The organism is Lysobacter sp. F60174L2 (assembly GCF_052547135.1).
This window is the reverse complement of record NZ_JBQWRA010000004.1, coordinates 146,914-165,805: the sequence shown is the minus strand read 5'-3', so window position 1 is coordinate 165,805 and position 18,892 is coordinate 146,914. Positions and strand designations below refer to the sequence as shown.

Below are 18,892 nucleotides of genomic sequence, written 5' to 3'. Positions count from 1 at the left end.
CCCTGACCACTCCGGCTCGCGCCGTTCTCGTTGTGTCCCGCACCGCCGATGCGATGCCTCGTTGTCTTCAGCCGATCGCGCCAACCAGGCGCAACCGTTTGTCTTCCGGCACTTCCGTGTAGGCCAGCACCGACAGCGCGGGGACGCTGTGGCGGACCAGCCGCGCGATGGTTGCGCGGATGCCCGCCGGGACCAGCAGCACCGCGGGTTCACCGCGGCCTTCCTGCTGGGTCACGCACTCGCTGAGGTTCTGGTGCAGCCGCTCGGCGAGTCCGGGTTCCAGCGCGGCCCCCTGGCCGTTGACCGAGTCCTGCAATACCCGTTCCAGAGCCGGCGCCAGGGTGTAGACGGGCAACTCCGGGTTGAGTCCGTTGAGTTCCTGCACGATGAAGCGGCCCAGCGCGGTGCGGACCGCGGCGGTCAGCGTGGCCGGGTCCTGGGTGTGCGCGCCGTGCTCGAGCATTGCCTCGACGATCTGGCGCATCTGCCGCAGCGGCACCTTCTCGACCAGCAGCGATTGCAGCACGCGCACCACCACCGACAGCGGCAGCAGCTTGGGCGTCAATTCCTCGACAAGCTTGGGCGCCGCCTTTCCGACGCTGTTGAGCAGTTGCTGCGCTTCCTCGTGGCCGAGCAGCTCGGCGGCGCGCTCGCGCACCAGGTGCGAAAGATGGGTGGCGACCACGGTAGCGGCGTCGACCACGGTGTAGCCCAGCGACTCGGCATGCGCGCGCTGGGTCTTCTGGATCCAGACCGCGTCGAGCCCGAACGCCGGGTCCTTGCCCGGAATGCCATCGAGCGGCCCGAACACGCGGCCGGGGTCGAGCGCGAGTTCGCGGTCCGCGTGCAACTCGCCGGTCGCGACCGGCACGCCGTGGACGAGGATGCGGTAGTGGCCCGGCCCGAGCTCGAGGTTGTCGCGCACGTGCACGGCCGGGATCAGGAAGCCGAGGTCCTGGGTCAGCTTGCGGCGCACGCCCTTGAGGCGCGCCAGCAGTTCACCACCCTGGGCCTTGTCGACCAGGGCGATCAGCTTGTAACCGACTTCCAGCGCAAGCGGCTCGACCGGTCGTACTTCATCCCAGCTCAGCTCCGCGGTGGCGGCGGGGGCGCTGGCCGTTTCGGCCGGGTCGGACTCGCCCGCGGCTTCGCGGGCCTCGCGCTTGTGCGCCTGCCAGGCGGCGTAGCCCAGCACGCCGGCCAGCACCAGGAACGGCAGGTTCGGCATGCCCGGCACGATGCCGACCAGGCCCATCAGCAATGCGGCGACCATCAGCGCACGTTTGTGCCCGAACACCTGCTTGCGCACGGCCGGGCCCATGTCCTGCTCACGCGTGGCGCGGGTAACCAGCATCGCCGCGGCGGTGGAGATCAACAGCGCCGGCAGCTGCGCCACCAGGCCGTCACCGATGGCGAGCAGGGTGTAGGTCTGCGCCGCATGGCCGAAATCCATGTCGTGCTGCAACAGGCCGATCAGGATGCCGCCGACCAGGTTGATCACCAGGATCAGCAGGCCGGCGATCGCGTCGCCGCGGACGAACTTGCTGGCACCGTCCATCGAGCCGTAGAAGTCGGCTTCCTCGCGAACCTCTTCGCGGCGGGCGCGGGCGTCCTCGCGCGACAGCAGGCCGGCGTTGAGGTCCGCATCGATCGCCATCTGCTTGCCGGGCAGCGCGTCGAGGATGAAGCGCGCCGACACCTCGGAGATGCGGCCGGAACCCTTGGTGACGACGACGAAGTTCACGATCGTCAGGATCGCGAACACGATCAGGCCGACCGCATAGCTGCCGCCGATCACGAACTGCGCGAACGACTCGATCACGTGGCCCGCGGCCGCCGGGCCCTGGTGGCCGTGCAGCAGCACCACGCGGGTCGATGCCACGTTCAGGCCCAGCCGCAGCAGCGTCACCATCAGCAGCACCGACGGGAACACCGAGAACTCCAGCGGCCGTTTGACGTAGACCACCGCCATCATCACCACCAGCGACAGCGCGATGTTGACGGTGAACAGCGCATCCAGCAGCAGCGGCGACAGCGGCACAACCACCATCGCCAGCATCACCAGCACGATCACCGGCGCGGCGGCACCGTTGCGGATGGCCGCGGTAATGCCGGAAAACCGGCTGTTGCCGCTCATCGCGTCGGCTCCCCGTCACCCGGCGCCGGCATGTCCGGGGCGCCATCGGCGCCGACATCGACCTGCGTCAGCACCGGCGCCGGCCCGTGGGACGGGTGCCAGCGCCTGAGCTGGAAGACGTAGGACAGCACTTGCGCGACGGCGGCGTAGAGTTTCACCGGGATTTCCTGATCGACCTGCGCCTGCCGATACAAGGCGCGTGCCAGAGGCGGCGCCTCCAGCACCGCGACCCGGTGCTTGCCGGCCACGTCGCGGATCGCCAGCGCCATCTCGTCGACGCCCTTGGCGACGACTTTTGGCGCGCGCATGTTGCCGGCGTCGTACTTGAGCGCGACCGCGTAGTGGGTCGGGTTGGTGACCACCACGTCGGCGGTGGGCACCGCTTCCATCATCCGGCGCTGCGACATCTGCTGGGCGATCTGCCGGACCTTGGCCTTGACCTCCGGGTTGCCCTCCATCTCCTTGAACTCGTCGCGGATCTCCTGCTTGGTCATCTTCAGCTTGCTGCGGTGCCGGTAGTGCTGCCACGGCACGTCGATCGCGGCCAGCAGGGCGAGCGAGCCGGCCATCGCCAGCAGCGCCCACAGCGCGGTGTCCAGCCCGGTGCCGACGGCTTCCTCCAGCGACATGCCAGGGATCGCGAGCAGCTTGTGGAACGCGCGGTAGACCATCGCACCGCCGACGCCGAGTACCAGGCCGACGCGCATCAGCGAGCGCAGCAGCTCGGCGAAGCTCTCCTTGCCGTAGATGCGGGCCAGCCCGGACGCCGGGTTGAGCCGCTTGAAATCCGGTTGCAGTGACTGGCCCGAGAACCGCAGGCCGCCCAGCACCGCCGGGCTGATCAGGCAGGCCAGCAGCGCCGCGGCCAGCATCGGCAGCACCGGCAGCACCAGCCCGCCGGCCAGCCGCGCGGCGTGCGCGAGCAGGCGGTCGGGGTGGCCGAGCAGTTGCGGGTCGAGGGTCAGCGCGCCGCGCAACCAGCCCTGGCCGGCATTGCCGAGCGAGGAGGCGGTCATCATCAGCGCCACGGCCGCGGTACCGAGCACCGCCACGTTGCCGAGTTCGCGCGATCGCGGGACGTCGCCCTTTTCGCGCGCCTCGCGCAGGCGTTTCTCGGTAGGTTGCTCGGTGCGGTCGTCCTTGTCTTCGCTTGCCATCTCGCCGCTTCCGCCATGCCCGGGTTGTCGTCAGGGAGTCAGTGCGCGCGCCGCGAGGAACGCATCCTCGAACAGCCGCTGCACCGGTCCCTGCAGTTCCCGTGCCAGCAAACTCAGCAGCACCAGTCCGACCAGCAGCGCGACCGGCAGGCCGATCGCGATCGGGTTGAGCGAGGCGGCCGCGCGCGACAGCACGCCGAACGCCAGGTTGCTGGCCAGCAGCGCCATCATCACCGGCAGCGCCATCAGCAGGCCGACCCGCAGGCAGGTGCCGAAGAACGCCGGCAACGCGGCGAGGAAGTCGTTGATGTCGGCCAGTGGCGTGCCGATCGGCAATGCGTGGTAGCTGTCGACCAGCAGGTTGACCAGCGCCAGGTGGCCGTCGAGGGTGAAGAACAGCAGCCCGAACACCAGGAAGAACCACTGCGACAGCACGTTCGACGAGGCCCCGCTGAGCGGGTCGGCCATGGTCGCGAACGACAGGCCCATGCCCTGGCTGATCAGCTCGCCGGCGAACTGCCCGGCCTCGAACGCCAGCCGCAGCACCAGCCCCAGCGCGATGCCGACCGCGAACTCGCGGATGACGTTGAGCACGGTGGCGGCGTCGACCGCGGCCGGTGGCGGCTCCGGCAGCACCGTCGACATCGCCGCCGACAGCGCCAGTGCGACGATCAGCCGCGCCTGCACCGGCATGCCGCGGCCGCCGATCATCGGCAGCACCTGCAGCGCCGCGCCGATCCGCAGCAGATGCCACAGCACCGCGGCGAGCATGCCGAACAGGTTGAGCCCGTCGACGGTGGTGGCGGTGACCGGGTCCATCGAACGCGGGCGCTCAGCCGATCAGGTGCGGGATGCGCTGGAACAGGTCGATGGTGAACGACACCAGCCGGCCGAGCAGGAAGTGCCCGGTCAGCGCCAGCACGGTCACCAGCGCGATGGCCTTGGCGACGAACGCGATGGTCTGCTCGTTGATCTGGGTGGCGGCCTGCAGGATGCCGACCACCACGCCCACGATGAGCACCGCCAGCAGCGGCGGCGCGCCGAGCAGCAATGCCATCTGCAGGCCGCGGCCGATCTCGGTGAGGGCGACTTCGGGATTCATCGTCGCCGCCTCAGAGGTTGAAGCTGGCGGCGAGCGAGCCGACTACCAGCACCCAGCCGTCGACCAGAACGAACAGCAGGATCTTGAACGGCGCCGAGATCATCATCGGCGACAGCATCATCATGCCCATCGACATCAGCACGCTGGCGACCACCAGGTCGATGATCACGAACGGGATGTAGATCAGGAACGCGATCTCGAACGCGGTCTTCAGTTCGCTGGTCAGGAACGACGCGGCCAACACGCCGAACGGCACGTCCTGCGGCGACGCGTACGGACCGGTGCCGGACAGGCCGGCGAAGGTCATCAGGTCGGTCTCGCGGATCTGCCCGAGCATGAAGCCGCGGAACGGTTCCAGCGCCAGCGTCCACGCCTCGCGGAATTCCATCTGGTCGTTGAGGTACGGCGAGATGGCGCTGGCCCAGGCCTGGTCGAACACCGGCATCATCACCATCGCGGTGAGGAACAGCGCGAGTGCGAGCAGCACCTGGTTGCTGGGCGTCTGCCCGGTGCCGAGCGCCTGCCGCAACAGCCCCAGAACGATGATGATCCGGGTGAACGCGGTGAGACCGAGCAACGCCGCCGGCAGCAGCGTGATCGCGGTCATCAGCAGCAACACCTGCAGCGGCATGCTCACCGGTTCGCCGCCGATGTTGCCGACGTTGACCGAGGGCAGCGGCTGGGTGGGGGCCGGGGTCGCCGCCGGTGTCGCCGTCGCGGCCGGGGTGGCGGGCGCGGTCTGCGCGCCGGCCGGCGCCATGAAGCCGACGAAGGCGAGCAGCACCGCCAACGCAAGACCGATGCGCAGCATGCGGTTGGCGAGGCCGCGCGCGGCAGGGTTGCGCCGGCCATTGATGGCGGCGATCTGTCGGGTCGTCATGACGGCTTCTTTCCGAACTGTTGCGCGAGTACCTGGGCGAACGGCGAAGGGGTGTTGGCAGGCATCGGCAGGGGCTGTTCGAGCGTGTGCAGCGTGCGGGTGCCGCCGGGGCCGGTGGCGAGCAGCAACTGGGTGTCGCCGACGGCGACGACCACCACGCGGTCGCGGGGGCCGAGGGCCAGCGAGCCGACCACCTTGAGCGCCGGGTTGCTGGCGCCGCCGAGACCCGGCATGCGCTTGGCGAGCCAGCCCAGCAGCAGGATGAAACCGATCACCAGCAGCAACGTGACCACGGTGGTGCCGACCATGCCGGCACCGGTCTGCGGCGTGCCGAAGGACGCGGGCGCGGCCTGGGTGCTGGTCGTGTTGGCGAAGGGGGATGCTTTGGCTGGGATGGAGGCTACTTGGGGTTCGCTGGCTCCGGGCTTGCCCTCACCCCAGCCCTCTCCCGCAAGCGGGAGAGGGAGCAAAACCGCACTTGCGTCGGAAGATGGGCCGGACGACGAGCGTGCTTCCCCTCCCGCCTGCGGGACAGGCGACGAACCTTCTCCCTCTCCCGCCGGTGGAAGATGCGACGAAACTGCTCCCTCTCCCGCTTGCGGGAGAGGGCTGGGGTGAGGGCGCGCTTTTGCTTCCGCCGGCAACGGCACCGCCGTCACCCCGGCCGCGGTCGCCAGCGGCCAGGTCTGTGCCGCGCCGGCCGGGCCGGTGCCGTCCATCATCGCGTTCATCGCAGCCGCTTGATCCGCTCGGCCGGGCTGACCACGTCGGTCAGGCGCACGCCGAAGCGGTCGTTGACCACCACCACTTCGCCCTGCGCGATCAGCGTGCCGTTGACGAACACGTCCAGCGGTTCGCCAGCGCCACGCTCCAGTTCGACCACCGAGCCCTGGTTGAGCTGCAGCAGATTGCGGATCGGGATGCGCGCGCGGCCGACTTCGAGCGACAACGACACCGAGACGTCGAGGATCACGTCGAGGTTGAGGTCGGCGCCGCCACTGGCGGAGTCGGCGATCAGTGCGTCGAACGATGCCGGGGCCGGGTCGGTCGCGGCGGTCTGGGAATCAGTCGTGTTCATGGCATCTGCAACAGGTTGAAGGAGGGAATGGAACGCGCGGGCTGGACCGTCTGGATCTTCACGGCGTTGTTGCCGTTGTGGCTGCCGAACTCGCCGACGAACAGCGGCATCTGCTCGACCTGCAACTCCACCGACGAGGCCAGGTCGATCGGGATCACGTCGCCGACCTTGAGCTGGCACAGGTTGCGCAGGCTGATCTGGCGGTGCGCCAGCGCGCACGACAGTTCGACCTCGGCATCGAGCAATTGCGAGCGCATCGCCTTGGTCCAGCCTTCATCGCGCTCGACGCGGTCGCTCTGCAGCCCGGCATCGAGCTGCTCTCGCACCGGCTCGAGCATCGAGTAGGGAATGGACACGTGGAACTCGCCGCCACCGCCTTCCAGCTCGACGTGGAAGCGGCTGACCACGATGTACTCGCGCGGGCTGATGATGTTGGCGAAGTGCGGGTTGACCTCGGAATTGAGGTACTCGAACTCCACCGGCATGACAGGCGCCCAGGCCTCCACCAGGTCGGCGAAGGTCTGCTTCAACAGGAGTTGAATGACGCGCATCTCGGTCGGGGTGAACTCGCGGCCCTCGATGCGGGTGTGGTACTTGCCGTTGCCGCCGAAGAAGTTGTCGACCACGCTGAACACCAGGCGCGGCTCGTACACCACCAGCGCGGTGCCGCGCAGCGGCTTCATCTTCACCAGGTTGAGGTTGTTGGGCACCTGCAGCGAGTGCATGTACTCGCCGAAGCGCATCAGGTCGACGCCGCGCACCGACAGGTCGGCCGAGCGCCGCAGCAGGTTGAACAGGCCGATCCGCCAGGTGCGGGCGAAACGCTCGTTGATCATTTCCAGCGTCGGCAGCCGGCCGCGGACGATGCGGTCCTGGCTGGCGAAGTCGTAGTTGCGCGCCTCGCCGGGTGCGGCGGGCGCGTCCTCGGTGTCGACCGCGCCGCTGTCGACGCCATGCAGCAGGGCGTCGATCTCGTCTTGTGAAAGCAGGTCCGAAGTCATGGGTGCGGGTGCCGGTGCTGGGAGGTGGAGGGGCTACTGGGTGACCAGGCTGGTGAAGAACACCGCCTCGACCTTGTCGGGCGCCTGCTCGGCGCGCAGCACCGCCACGACTTCGGCCTTGGCGCGTTCCTGCAGGCGCTCCTTGGCGCTGCGCTGGGCGAGCTGGTGCGCGGATTGCTGGCCGAGCAGCAGCAGCAGGCGGTTGCGGATCGCCGGGTCGTGCAGTTCGAGCGCCTTGACGGTCTCCGGGTCGCGGGTCATGACCTGGATGTCGGCCTGCAGGTAGCGCACCGCGTCGGTGTCGGCGAGGTTGACCACGAACGCCGGCTCGAACAGGTAGTACTGCGCCGGCTTGCGGATGCTGGCTGCCGGTGTGTCCGCGGCGGCTTGTTCGACCGGAGCGATGCGGCCTTTCATGAACCACCAGCCGGCGCCGCCGGCGACTACCAGCAGCAGGGCGGCGACGATGATCCAGGGCAGTTTGCTGCCGGTCGCGGGAGCGGTGGCGGGACTCTGGGCTGACACGCGTGGAGCACTCCATTGGGTGGGTGCCAGCGTCCGTGCAAGGGGCGTGCCGCAGGGTGGGTCCGTCCGGCGACGGAGATTTGGCGCCGGGCGGATCGGCCCGGCGCGGGGTCAGGCGTACTCGTCGAGCAGGCCGCGGACGCGGACGGGACGGATATCCGCGGTGTCCATGCGGTCCGGACCGGGCCCGGCCGCATCGTCACGATGGACATCGCCACTCGCGCCCGCCTGGCGTTCGTCACGGCCCTGGCCGACATCGCTGTGGGCGAGCTGCATACCCTGCTGGCCGAGCATGTCGCGCAGGCGGCCGACGCTGTTTTCCAGCGCGTGGCGGACGTCGGCACTGGTCGACTGGAATTCGGCGGAGATCCGGTTGCCGTCGATCTGCAGGCGGATGTCGATGACGCCGAGGTGTTCGGGGTTGAGCCGCAGCTCGGCGCGGCCGATGCCCTGCTCGGCCATCCACGAGATGCGCGCGCCGAAGGCGTCGTCGAAACCGGCGTCCGGATCGGCCGGCATCGTGAGCGGGGTGGCGTTGATCGCGGCGGCCGGGTTGCGTGGGGTCGTCGCCGGGGCCGGGCTCGGCGACAGCAGCAGGCCGCCATCGCCGGATTCGGCCCGACCCGCGGTCTCGCCCGTGCCGGACGGGTCGGTATCCACGGCGAGCGCGAACATCCGGGCGAAGTCGGCCGAAGCCACGTCGGCGTCGACCGGCATCGCGGTGGCGGCGGTGGGGGCGAGACCCGGCAGGGCCGGATCGACGGTCGCCGCAGTGGCGGTGCCCGGGAGCCCGGCGGTATTGCCTTGCGGTGCCTGCATGGTCGGCGCGTTCGCCGCGACGCCGTCCAGCGCGATGGCGGTAAGCGTCTGCGGCAGCACGGGTGCGGGGCCGGCGGTTGCGGCGGACGGGATGGCCGTGGTTGCAGGTGACGCGGAATCGGCAGTGGATGCCGGCTTGGCCGGTGGCGGCCAGCCGATCAGTGCCAGCAACTGTTGCGGCAGCGTGGCGTCGGGGTCGTCGGCGGGCGTGGCGTCGTCACCGGCCTCGGCGCTGGCGTCGGCGACCGGCTGGTCCGACGGGGCGGCACGGTCCGCTTGCGGCTGCTCCGAACGCGGCGGCGCGTCGGCCGGTGCGTCCATCAGGTGCTTGAATTCGCCCTCGACCGATTCCGAAGACGCCGATGCGCCATTTCCGCCCGGCGCCTTCGCAGCCGGCGCCGGCGGGGTCGGCAGGGCAGGCGTGATCACGCCACGTCTTCCTGGTCGGTGTCGGTCGCGGCGGCGCGCGCGCGACGGCCGCCGAGGTCGTCGAGTTCGCGTTGCACGCGCTGTTCGGCCACCCGGTTCTCTTCGGCGCGGTAACTGGCCGAAAGCTTGCCCAGCACGTGGGTCTCGCGGCTGGCCAGCAGCAGGCGGGCGCGCTCCACGTCGGCCTTCTGGCGGCTGTCGGCCACGGCCCGGGTCTGTTGCACGACGGCGGCATCGAGCCGCTCGCGGAACGCCAGCCGGTTGGCCAGCAGCGCCGCACTGGTGACGCTGGCCGCGGGCGCGGCGTACTCGGCGGCATAGCGGCGCAATGCCTCCAGCCGCTCTTCCTGTTCGGATACGGCGCGGTCGCGTTGGGCGACCTCGCGGGCGACATCGTCCTGGCGTTGCTGCTTCACCCGCAGCAGTGGGTCCAGGCGTTGCGAACGCGTCATCGGGCGGTCTCCTGCACGGATTCAGGTGGGGATTCGGGCATGGCCGGGGCCGGCTCGCGGGTGTCGTCGAGCAGGCGCGCGAGGGCGGCTCGGCTGGCTTCGACATCGGACGCCTCGGTGACGTCCTGGCCGAGGAAGTCGAGGATCTTCGGCCAGCGCGCCACCGCCTCGTCGACGGCCGGGTCGCTGCCGCGCTGGTAGGCGCCGATCGCGATCAGGTCGCGCTGGGTGTTGTAGGCCGCCATCAGGCGCTTGAGCTTGCGGATGCGCTCGCGCCACGCCGGGTCGGTGATTTCCTGCATCACGCGGCTGACCGAGACCTCGACGTCGATCGCCGGGTACTGGCCGGCGTCGGCGATGCGCCGGGTCAGCACGATGTGGCCGTCGAGGATCGCGCGGGCGGCGTCGGCGATCGGTTCCTGCTGGTCGTCGCCCTCGGTCAGCACGGTGTAGAACGCGGTGATCGAGCCGCGCCCTTCGGCGCCGTTGCCCGCACGCTCCACCAGCTGCGGCAGCTTGGCGAACACGGACGGCGGGTAGCCGCGGGTGGTCGGAGGCTCGCCGACCGACAGACCAATTTCGCGCTGCGCATGGGCGAAACGGGTCAGCGAATCCATCAGCAGCAATACGTGCAGGCCCTGGTCGCGGTACCACTCGGCGATCGCGGTCGCGCGCAGCGCGCCGTGCAGGCGCGCCAGCGGCGGACGGTCGGCCGGGGTGGCGACGACGACCGAACGGCGCAGGCCTTCCTCGCCGAGCGTGCTCTCGACGAAGTCGCGCACTTCGCGGCCTCGTTCACCGATCAGGCCCACGACAATCACGTCGGCGGCGGTGTAGCGGGTCATCATGCCCAGCAGCGTCGACTTGCCGACGCCGGACCCGGCGAACAGGCCGATGCGCTGGCCGCGGCCGATCGGCAGCAGGGCGTTGATCGCGCGCACGCCGACGTCGAGCGAGCGGGTGATCGGTTCGCGCATCAGCGGGTTGATCGCCTCGCCGCCGAGGCCGACCCAGCTTTCCGCGCGGATCGGCCCGCGGCCGTCGAGCGGCACGCCGTCGCTGTCGATCACGCGGCCCAGCAGGCCGTCGCCGACCGCCACTTCGCCTTCCTGGTGCGAGGTGACCACGCGCGCGTTCGGCAGCAGGCCGGCCAGGTCGGCGGTCGGCATCAGGAAGGTGCGGTCGCCGGAGAACCCGACCACCTCGGCGTCGACCCAGCGGCCGCCGGCGGTTTCGACCCGGCAGCGCGAACCCAGCGGCGCGGAGCAGCCCGAGGCTTCCAGGGTCAGCCCCACCGCGCGGCGCAGCACGCCCTCGCGGGCCAGGCCGAGCGAAGGCGGTTGCGCGCCGAGTCCGGCCAGCCGTGCGGCCAGCCGCAGGTTGCGGGCTTCTTCCCAGTGTTCGGCGGCGATGGCGGTCATGCGTCGGGCTCCGTGGCCGGGGCATGGACGAAGGCATCCATGCAGGTCTGCAGCCGCGCGGCGATGGTGCCGTCGATCCGCATGCTCTCGCTGTGCAGGCGCAGCTCGCCGCGGCCGAGCGTGGTGTCGGCGGTCAGGCGCACGCCGCTGAGGCCGGCCAGGTGCGGGGCGAGTACGCCGAGGTCGTCCGGGTGCAGGCGCAGTTCGACTTCGCGCGAGCTGGTGCCGACCGCGTCGAGCGCCTCGCGCACCAGGTCGGCCAGCAGGGTCGGGTCGGCGGCGTAGCTGCGGCCGAGCAGGGCGCCGGCGATGCGCACCGCGAGGTCGCCGAGCGCGTCGGCCACTTCGGCATCGAGCCGGGCCAGCGGGCGGGTGAAGCCATCCAGCACACCTTCGATCTGGGCGACCTGGCGGCGCACTTCGGCCTGCGCGGCGGCAAGGCCTTCAGCATGGCCGGCGGCATAGCCTTCCTCGTGGGCGGCGCGTTCGAGCGCCTGCAGGTCTTCCACGCTGGGCGGCGGTGGCAGCGGCTCGGGCTCGACGTAGGCCAGCCCCGGCGCGGTCCAGCGCACCGCGCCGGACGGATCGGAAAAGCGCTCGCGCAGCAGCGTGTCGTTCATACGAACGCCTCGGCCTTGGCCGCCAGCTGGATGCTGCCGTCATCGGCCATCCTGCGCACGATCGCGAGGATCTCCTTCTGCGCCGCCTCGACCTCGGCCAGCCGCACCGGGCCGCGCGCTTCCATGTCCTCGATCAGGATCTCGGCCGCGCGCTGCGACATGTTGCCGGTGATCTTCTCGCGCACGCGCGGTTCGGCGCCGCGCAGGGCGACCGCCAGCTTGTCGGACGGCACGTCGCGCAGCACGGTCTGCATGGCGCGGTCGTCGATCTCGGCGAGGTTGTCGAACACGAACATCAGGTCGCGGATCCTGCCGCCGAGCGCATCGTCGATCTCGCCGATGCTGCCCAGGATCACCTCGTCCTGGCCGGAGTCCATGAAGTTGAGGATGTTGGCCGCGACCTTGATGCCGCCGACCGTCGAGGACTTGATGTTCTGGCTGCCGGAAAACTGCCGCGCCATCACGTCGTTGAGTTCGTTGAGCGCGTTCGGCGGAATGCCGTCGAGGGTGGCGATGCGCACCAGCACGTCCGGGCGCACCCGCTCGGGCAGCACCTTGATGACGTCGGCGGCCTGGTCGGGGTCGAGGTGCGACAGCACGATCGCGATGATCTGCGGGTGCTCGTTGCGCACCAGGTCGGCGATCGCGCGCGGCTCCATCCACTTCAGCGTGTCCAGGCCGGAGGTGTTGCGGCCGGCCAGGATGCGGTCGATCAGGCTGCTGGCGCGCTCCTCGCCGAGCGCCTGGGTCAGCACCGCGCGGATGTAGTCGTCGGCCGAGCCGAGCGCGCCGGGCTGCGCCAGCACGTCGACGAAGTCGTCGAACACCTCGGCGACCGACTCGTGCGAGATGCCGCCGACCGAGGTCATCGCCAGGCCGAGCTTCTGCACTTCCTTCGCGCTCATGTGCTTGAGCACCTCGGCGGCCTGCGCCTCGCCGAGCGAGAGCAGCACCACCGCGGCGCGCTGGGTGCCGCTGAGCACGTCGAGCTTGCGGGCGTTGGCGTTCGTCGACTCAGCCATCGGATTCAACCCAGTTGCGCACCACGCCGGCCACGCGCTTGGCGTCGTTGCTCACCGCGGTCTTGGCGACCTGCAGCTTTTCGTCGAAGTCCATCGCCGCCTGCATCGCGACCTGCGGGTCGCGCTTGGGCTTGGGTTTCGGCGGGGGCGACAGCGTCACCGGGATTTCCTCTTCCTCCGGCAGCACGGTCGCGACCGTGGTGACCGGCTCCTTGGGCGCGAGCAACTGGCGCGAGGCGGGGCGCAGCACGGTGAAAATCAGCACCAGCACGGCCAGCCCGCCCAGCGCGATGCGCAGCAGCTCCTGCGCGCGCGGATGCTGCCAGAACGGCGGCGCCTCGGGCTCCTCGCCGGCGATGCCGCGCGCGAACGGCGCGTTGACCACCGACACCACGTCGCCACGTTGCTCGTTGAAGCCGACCGCCTGCTGCACCAGCGTCTGGATGCGCGCCAGCTCGGGCTCGGTCAGCGCGCGGTACGCGGTCTTGCCGGCGGCATCGGTCTGCGGAACGTTGTCGACCAGCACCGCGGCGGTGACGCGGGTGATCTGGCCGGGCGCCTGGCGGGTGTGGGTCAGGGTGCGGTCGATCTCGTAGTTGCGCACGGCGGTGCGCGAGCCCGAACCCGAGCCGCCGGCGGCCGCGGGTGTCGCGGCGGCCGCGGCAGCGTTGGCCGCCGCGGCGGTGTCGGGGTTGTTGCTGGCCGCGCCGGGCACGCCCTGCGGCGCCGCCATCGCGGCCAGATCGCCGGACTCGGAGACCTGCTCGCTGCGGATCATCGCCGGGTCCGGGCCGTAGGTTTCGCTGGCCTGCTCGGTCTCGGCGAAGCTCATGTCGATGCTGACCTGCGCGCTGACCCGGCCGGGTCCGGCCAGCGGCTCCAGCAGCTCCTGGATGCGCTGCACGTAGACCGCCTCGGCGCGGCGCTGCTGTTCGAAGCGCTGCGCGGTGAGCGCCGACTCGCTGTCGGGATTGTCGCTGGACAGCATGCGGCCGAACTGGTCGACCACGGTGACGTTGTCGACCGGCATCTGCGGGACGCTGGACGCGACCAGGTGCTCGATCGCGGTGACCTGGCCGGGCTCGAGCACGCTGCCGCTGCGCAGGTGCAGCACCACCGATGCGCTGGCCGGCTCCTTCTGGCGGGTGAACGCGCTCGGCTTGGGCAGCGCCAGGTGGACGCGGGCCTCGCGCACCGGGCGCAGGTTGGCGATGGTGCGCGCCAGTTCGGTTTCCAGCGCGTGCTGGTAGCGCGCGCTTTCGACGAACTGGCTGGTGCCGAAGCCCTGGTCGCCCTGCAGCATCTCGAAGCCGCCGCCCTCGGCCGCCGGCAGCCCGGCGGCGGCCAGCGCCAGCCGTGCCTTGCCGATCTGGTCGGATTCCACCGACAGCGCGCCGCTGCCCGAGTCGATCCGGAACGGAATCTGCGCGGTCCGCAGCAGGTCGGAGGCCTCGGCGGTCGACTTGGCGTCGAGCCCGGCGAAGACCGGCACGTAGTTGGGCTTCTGAGTCCAGAAGAACAGCCACAGCCCCAGCGCGATGGCCGCGGCGACCAGTGCGAACAGGCCGAGCTGGCGCACCACGGGGATGTCCTGCAGCGGACCGAGGTCGCGCAGGTTGCTGGCGGCGTTCTTGGGCAGTGCGATGACGCTCATCGTTGCAGTCTCGAAAGAGGGTTCGAAAGGTCCGGTGCCGTCAGATCGGCATGTTCATGACGTCCTGGTAGGCCTGGACCAGCCGGTTGCGGACCTCGGCGGTGGCCTTGAACGCGACCGACGACTGCTGCATCGCGACCATCACCCGCGCCAGGTCGGCGCGCGGGTCGCCCATTTCGAACGCGGTCTGCAGCTCGCTGGACACGCGCTGCGCGCGGCTCACCCCATCCAGCGCGTTGTTGAGCGTTTCACTGAAACCGGGCGCCTCGACGCCGCCGGCGCGCCCGGGCGCATCGGGCCGAAGGTCGCGGGGGTTGATCGCATTGCCCGCGGGCGCGTCGGCCAGCGGTCCGCGCGCACGCATCTCGTGGGCGCGGATCTGGGAAAGGATCGATGAAATCGCGTCGGTCATTGCGTGGCTTGCGCGTTCAGCGGGTCTGCCTGTTCATAGGCAAGCCGCGTGCCACGGATGCGCCGGGAATCCGACGCGGGAGTATTCCGGCGTCTCAGTCGCGCTCGATGCCGTACTTGCGCAGCTTTTCGACCAGGGTGGTGCGGCGCAGGCCCAGCAGCGGAGCGGCATGGGCGACGACGCCGTCGGCCTGCTGCAGGGCGGCGCGGATCAGCTCCAGCTCGATGTCGGCGATGTGGCTGCGCAGGTCCATGCCTTCCGGCGGCAGGGTCGCGGTCGGCGAATAGCTGGCGGGGTCGGGCGTGTGCAGGTCGCCCTGGGTGATGCCGGCGACCGCCTCGTCCTCGGGCAGGTCCGGCAGCGCGGCGCGGTAGCGCGCCGGCAGGTCGGTGGCGCGGACCATGCCGGACGGATGCAGCACCGCCAGCCGCTCAAGCAGGTTGCTCAGTTCGCGCACGTTGCCGGGCCAGTCGTAATGTCCGAGCGCGGCCACCGCGCTGTCGCTCAACGCGACCCGGCCACGGCCGCTGTCGGCCAGCTGGCGGGTAATCGCGCCGATCAGGTCGGGCAGATCGGCGACGCGCTCGCGCAGCGGCGGCATCTCGATCGGGAACACGTTGAGGCGGTAGAACAGGTCCTCGCGGAACTTGCCCTCGTGGATGTGGGTTTCCAGGTTGCGGTGGGTGGCGGCCACCACGCGCACGTCGCAGTGGATCAGGGTGGTGCCGCCGACGCGCTCGAAGGTGCGCTCCTGCAGCACCCGCAGCAGCTTGACCTGCATCGGCATCGGCATGTCGCCGATCTCGTCGAGCAGCAGGGTGCCGCCCTCGGCCATCTCGAAGCGGCCCTTGCGCTGGGTCAGCGCGCCGGTGAAGGCGCCTTTCTCGTGGCCGAACAGTTCGCTTTCAAGCAGGTCCGGCGGGATGGCGCCGCAGTTGATCGCGACGAACGGCTTGCTGGCGCGCTTGGAGCGCTGGTGCACGGCGCGCGCGGCGACCTCCTTGCCGGTACCGGACTCGCCGAGGATCAGCACGGTGGTATCGAACGGCGCGACCTGGTCGATCATCCGCGACAGCTCCAGCACCGCGGGGCTGCGACCGGTCGGGCCGCCGCCGGCGTTCTGCTCGCGGCGCTCGTCCTCGTCGATACGCTTCAGGCTGGCGCGGCGCAGCGCCTCCTGCAGCTGCACGCGGCGCAGCGGGTAATCCAGCGGCCACAGGGTTTCCGGGTGCAGCCGCGCACGCCATTCCGCATCGGGCGGATGCACCGGCAGCACCAGAAGCGGCGGGTGCAGCGGCTGCGCGCCGAGCCAGTCGACAAACCCGTCCCAGTCGGCGCCGCCGGTGTTGCCGACGACCACCGCGACCCAGTCACTGGCGCGCGCCTTGCCCAGGTCGATGTCGGACGCCTCGGTGACGATGCGCGGGGTGAAGTCCATGAACTCCAGCAGCGTCGCCATGTGCTCGGCGCGGTCCATGTCCTGCTCGACCACGAGGATGCGTGATTCACTCATCGCCGGTCACTCCTGTCCGGCGACGCTGGCCCGGGCGGACAGGGCCTCCAGCAGCGGTACCACGTCATGGATGTAGGACAGCTTGCTGACGAAGGCGTCGGCGCCGGCGCGCAACGCGTGTTCGCGATGCTCGGCGTCGTCGAAATGGCTGGCGATGATGATGTAGGGCGGGCTGTCCTGCGCCTTGATCAGGCGCGTGGCCTGCAGGCCGCCCATCTCCGGCATGGCCAGGTCCATCAGCACGGCGTCGGGACGCAGCGCCTCGCACTGGGCGATGGCCTCGATGCCGTTGCCGGCCGAGCCGACGATGTCGAGCCAGTCGATCCGGCGCAGGTGGCGCATCGCCGCGCTGATAAAGCCTTCGTGGTCGTCGACCAGCAGCAGTCTCACGGTGTTCATGCGGTTCTCCGGGTCAGGCCGCGAGGGCCGGCTTGCAGCGCTGTCGCGCGGACGGAATCGACAACTGGTCCCGGTACTTTGCCACCGTGCGGCGCGCGATGCGGATCCCGCGGCGGGCGAGCAGGCCGGCGATCACGTCGTCGGCGAGCGGCGCATGCGCGGGTTCGGCGTCGATCAGGCGTTTGACCACCGCCTTGACCGCCGCGCCGGAGATCGACGCGCCTTCGAGCCGGACGGCGAACAGCCGCTTGAGTTCGAACGTGCCACGCGGGGTCTGGATGTACTTGCCGCTGGTGATCCGCGAGACGGTGGACTCGTGCATGCCGATGGCGTCGGCGACCTCGCGCAGGGTCAGCGGCGCGATCGCCTCCTCGCCGCGTTCGAGGAATTCGCGCTGGCGCTCGACCAGCACCTGCACCGTGCGCAGCAGGGTGTCGTTGCGCATGGCGATGCCGCGCACCAGCCAGCGCGCCTCTTCCAGCAGGCCGCGCAGCACGCTCTGGTCGCCCGGGGCATGGGCGAGGGCCTGTTCGCAATGGCTGGCGATGCGCACGCGCGGGGCGGCGCGGCCATTCAGCGCGACCCTCCACTCGCCGCCGACGAAGCGCACGCTGACGTCGGGAATGATGTGGCCGTCGTCGCCGTGGGCCGGTTCTTCGATGGCGGATGGGCGCAGCGACAGGATCAGCGCGGTGGCGGCGGCCACTTCATTGGCCCCGGTACGGAGCGCGCGGGCCAGCGCGGCGTGGTCGTGGGCGGCCAGCGTGTCGATCTGCTCGCCGATCATGCGCTCGGCCAGCGCGCGCTCGGCCGTGGCCGGCTGCGTCGCCAGCTGGGCCAGCAGGCATTCGGAGGCGGACGCGGCGGCGACGCCGGTCCAGTCGCCGTGCAGCAGGCGCTGGCGCACGGACTCGATATGCGCCACGGACGCCTCCGGCACCGACGCCCGGGCGTCGGCTACCGCGGCGTCGGCGTCTTCGAGGAAGCCCAGCTCATCGCAGTGGTCGAGCCATGCCTGGGCGATGCGCAGGTCGTCGGTGTCCCAGTCGAAGGCGAGTTCCTGCAGCAGGCGCACGCGCCAGTCGCTGGAGCTGCCGGCCTCGATCCGCGCGCAGGCATCGTCGTCGCCGCCGGTCAGCGCGCTACCGGAGAGGTACGCCGGCTCGGGCAGTTCGTCCCAGGCCGCCGCTTCCAGCTCGGCGTCGGTGGCGCCGTCGTCGGCATCGGTTTCGCCGATCTCGTTGTCCTCGTCCGTCTCCAGCATCGGGTTGTGGTCGAGTGCCTGGCGAAGTTCGAGTTCGAGTTGCGGCGCGGTCAGCTGCAGCAACCGGATCGATTGCAGCAGTTGCGGTGTGAGGTTGACGCTCTGCGAGAGTTGCGCGCGGACGCTGGTCTTCACGTTCAGTTCCCCTTCCGCCCCGGTGGCGGCCCCGGCACAAATCCTGCAGGAGCCGTGTCGGAGGTTGCATCGGGGAGAACCCGGCCCGGATAGGGGTAAACCCCCGCCATGTAGGGGCATCCCCGACACGGCCGACGATTTTCCGGCATCCGGATCACGTTCGACTGGGAAACGGATGTGCCGGATTGCGACCGGCGTCGCGCTTTGCCTGGCGACCCTACAGATCGCCGCGCATCAGCAGCGCGGTACGCAGCAACTCGACCGCATTGCGGCAACCCAGCGCCTCCATCAGGCGCGCGCGGTGGGTCTCGACGGTCTTGACGCTGATGCCCAGGTCGGCGGCGATCTGCTTGGTGCTCTGGCCTGCGCCGATCGCGGCGAGGATCTCGCGCTGGCGCGGCGGCAGTGCATAGGCGCCACCGGCTCCGGCCTGCGGTTGCGCGCGGTTCGCGTTGAGCTGCGGTGCCGACACCTGCGGGCTCAGGAACGTGCGCCCGACCACGGCCGCGCGCAAGGCGATCTCCAGTTCGCCCGGTGCCGCTTCCTTGACCACGAAGCCGATCGCGCCGCGGGCCAGCGCTTCGCTCACGTGGCTGGCATCGTCGTGCATCGACATGATGACCACCGCGCTTTCCGGGCAGGTGCGGCGCAGTTCGTCCAGTGCTTCGAAGCCGTTGCGGCCCGGCATCGACAGGTCGAGCAGGATCACCTCGGGCAGCGACTGCCGGGCGCGGATCACCACCTCGTCGGCGCTGGCGGCCTCGGCAACGACCTCAATGCCATCGAACGACTCGACCAGGCGGCGCAGGCCGGCCCGGATCAGGGTGTGGTCGTCACAGATCAGTACCCGCACTTGGAAGCCCGTCTCCGTC

At 70.4% G+C, this 18,892-nt stretch carries 20 protein-coding genes; all 20 read right to left on the bottom strand.

Translation table 11 applies throughout. The annotated features are described in order from the left end of the window. Positions 1–67: 67 nt before the first annotated feature. On the bottom strand, positions 68–2,137 hold the full coding sequence (gene flhA / locus ACT9AS_RS12715) for a flagellar biosynthesis protein FlhA (protein ID WP_445100520.1): 2,070 nt from the start codon (positions 2,135–2,137) through the stop codon (positions 68–70). After that, complete coding sequence (gene flhB, locus ACT9AS_RS12710; RefSeq protein WP_445100519.1) at positions 2,134–3,294, bottom strand: flagellar biosynthesis protein FlhB; 1,161 nt, start codon at positions 3,292–3,294, stop codon at positions 2,134–2,136. The genes flhA and flhB overlap by 4 nt, the downstream gene beginning before the upstream one ends. Positions 3,295–3,324: 30 nt before the next feature. Beyond that, complete coding sequence (gene fliR / locus ACT9AS_RS12705; protein ID WP_445100518.1) at positions 3,325–4,113, bottom strand: flagellar biosynthetic protein FliR; 789 nt, start codon at positions 4,111–4,113, stop codon at positions 3,325–3,327. Between the two features lie 13 nt (positions 4,114–4,126). Continuing rightward, a complete protein-coding gene (locus ACT9AS_RS12700; protein ID WP_445100517.1) occupies positions 4,127–4,396 on the bottom strand; it encodes a flagellar biosynthetic protein FliQ in 270 nt (89 codons plus the stop codon). Positions 4,397–4,406: 10 nt separating this feature from the next. Further along, the gene (gene fliP / locus ACT9AS_RS12695; protein ID WP_445100601.1) at positions 4,407–5,156 is read right to left on the bottom strand and encodes a flagellar type III secretion system pore protein FliP; all 750 of its coding nucleotides are present in this window, start codon (positions 5,154–5,156) and stop codon (positions 4,407–4,409) included. Positions 5,157–5,272: 116 nt separating this feature from the next. After that, positions 5,273–5,584: a flagellar biosynthetic protein FliO gene (gene fliO, locus ACT9AS_RS12690; RefSeq protein ID WP_445100516.1), complete on the bottom strand. Its 312-nt coding sequence runs from the start codon at positions 5,582–5,584 to the stop codon at positions 5,273–5,275. A 419-nt stretch (positions 5,585–6,003) separates the two neighbouring features. Then, positions 6,004–6,354, bottom strand: a complete 351-nt coding sequence (gene fliN, locus ACT9AS_RS12685) for a flagellar motor switch protein FliN (protein ID WP_445100515.1) — start codon at positions 6,352–6,354, stop codon at positions 6,004–6,006. Then, on the bottom strand, positions 6,351–7,355 hold the full coding sequence (gene fliM / locus ACT9AS_RS12680) for a flagellar motor switch protein FliM (protein ID WP_445100514.1): 1,005 nt from the start codon (positions 7,353–7,355) through the stop codon (positions 6,351–6,353). The genes fliN and fliM overlap by 4 nt, the downstream gene beginning before the upstream one ends. A gap of 33 nt (positions 7,356–7,388) precedes the next feature. Then, on the bottom strand, positions 7,389–7,880 hold the full coding sequence (locus ACT9AS_RS12675; protein ID WP_445100513.1) for a flagellar basal body-associated FliL family protein: 492 nt from the start codon (positions 7,878–7,880) through the stop codon (positions 7,389–7,391). Between the two features lie 111 nt (positions 7,881–7,991). Continuing rightward, positions 7,992–9,128 carry a flagellar hook-length control protein FliK gene (locus ACT9AS_RS12670; protein ID WP_445100512.1) on the bottom strand — a complete coding sequence of 379 codons (1,137 nt, stop codon included), beginning with the start codon at positions 9,126–9,128 and terminating at the stop codon, positions 7,992–7,994. Further along, positions 9,125–9,580, bottom strand: coding sequence for a flagellar export protein FliJ (gene fliJ, locus ACT9AS_RS12665; RefSeq protein ID WP_445100511.1), 456 nt, complete (start codon positions 9,578–9,580; stop codon positions 9,125–9,127). The genes ACT9AS_RS12670 and fliJ overlap by 4 nt, the downstream gene beginning before the upstream one ends. Then, positions 9,577–11,001 (bottom strand): flagellar protein export ATPase FliI, encoded by a 1,425-nt coding sequence (gene fliI / locus ACT9AS_RS12660; protein WP_445100510.1) that lies wholly within the window; start codon positions 10,999–11,001, stop codon positions 9,577–9,579. The genes fliJ and fliI overlap by 4 nt, the downstream gene beginning before the upstream one ends. Beyond that, complete coding sequence (locus ACT9AS_RS12655) at positions 10,998–11,621, bottom strand: FliH/SctL family protein (RefSeq protein WP_445100509.1); 624 nt, start codon at positions 11,619–11,621, stop codon at positions 10,998–11,000. Before ACT9AS_RS12655 ends, fliI begins: the two co-directional genes overlap by 4 nt. Continuing rightward, complete coding sequence (gene fliG / locus ACT9AS_RS12650) at positions 11,618–12,643, bottom strand: flagellar motor switch protein FliG (protein ID WP_445100508.1); 1,026 nt, start codon at positions 12,641–12,643, stop codon at positions 11,618–11,620. The genes ACT9AS_RS12655 and fliG overlap by 4 nt, the downstream gene beginning before the upstream one ends. Then, positions 12,636–14,297: a flagellar basal-body MS-ring/collar protein FliF gene (gene fliF, locus ACT9AS_RS12645; protein WP_445100507.1), complete on the bottom strand. Its 1,662-nt coding sequence runs from the start codon at positions 14,295–14,297 to the stop codon at positions 12,636–12,638. Before fliF ends, fliG begins: the two co-directional genes overlap by 8 nt. 40 nt (positions 14,298–14,337) lie before the next feature. Beyond that, positions 14,338–14,709 carry a flagellar hook-basal body complex protein FliE gene (gene fliE / locus ACT9AS_RS12640; RefSeq protein WP_445100506.1) on the bottom strand — a complete coding sequence of 124 codons (372 nt, stop codon included), beginning with the start codon at positions 14,707–14,709 and terminating at the stop codon, positions 14,338–14,340. 94 nt (positions 14,710–14,803) lie between these two features. Further along, entirely contained in the window at positions 14,804–16,222 is a 1,419-nt protein-coding gene (locus ACT9AS_RS12635; RefSeq protein ID WP_445100505.1) for a sigma 54-interacting transcriptional regulator, read from the bottom strand. 6 nt (positions 16,223–16,228) lie between these two features. Further along, on the bottom strand, positions 16,229–16,621 hold the full coding sequence (locus ACT9AS_RS12630; protein WP_445100504.1) for a response regulator: 393 nt from the start codon (positions 16,619–16,621) through the stop codon (positions 16,229–16,231). A 13-nt stretch (positions 16,622–16,634) separates the two neighbouring features. Continuing rightward, positions 16,635–18,020 carry an RNA polymerase factor sigma-54 gene (rpoN, locus tag ACT9AS_RS12625; RefSeq protein WP_445100503.1) on the bottom strand — a complete coding sequence of 462 codons (1,386 nt, stop codon included), beginning with the start codon at positions 18,018–18,020 and terminating at the stop codon, positions 16,635–16,637. A gap of 217 nt (positions 18,021–18,237) precedes the next feature. Beyond that, positions 18,238–18,873: a response regulator gene (locus ACT9AS_RS12620; protein ID WP_445100502.1), complete on the bottom strand. Its 636-nt coding sequence runs from the start codon at positions 18,871–18,873 to the stop codon at positions 18,238–18,240. Positions 18,874–18,892: the final 19 nt, after the last annotated feature.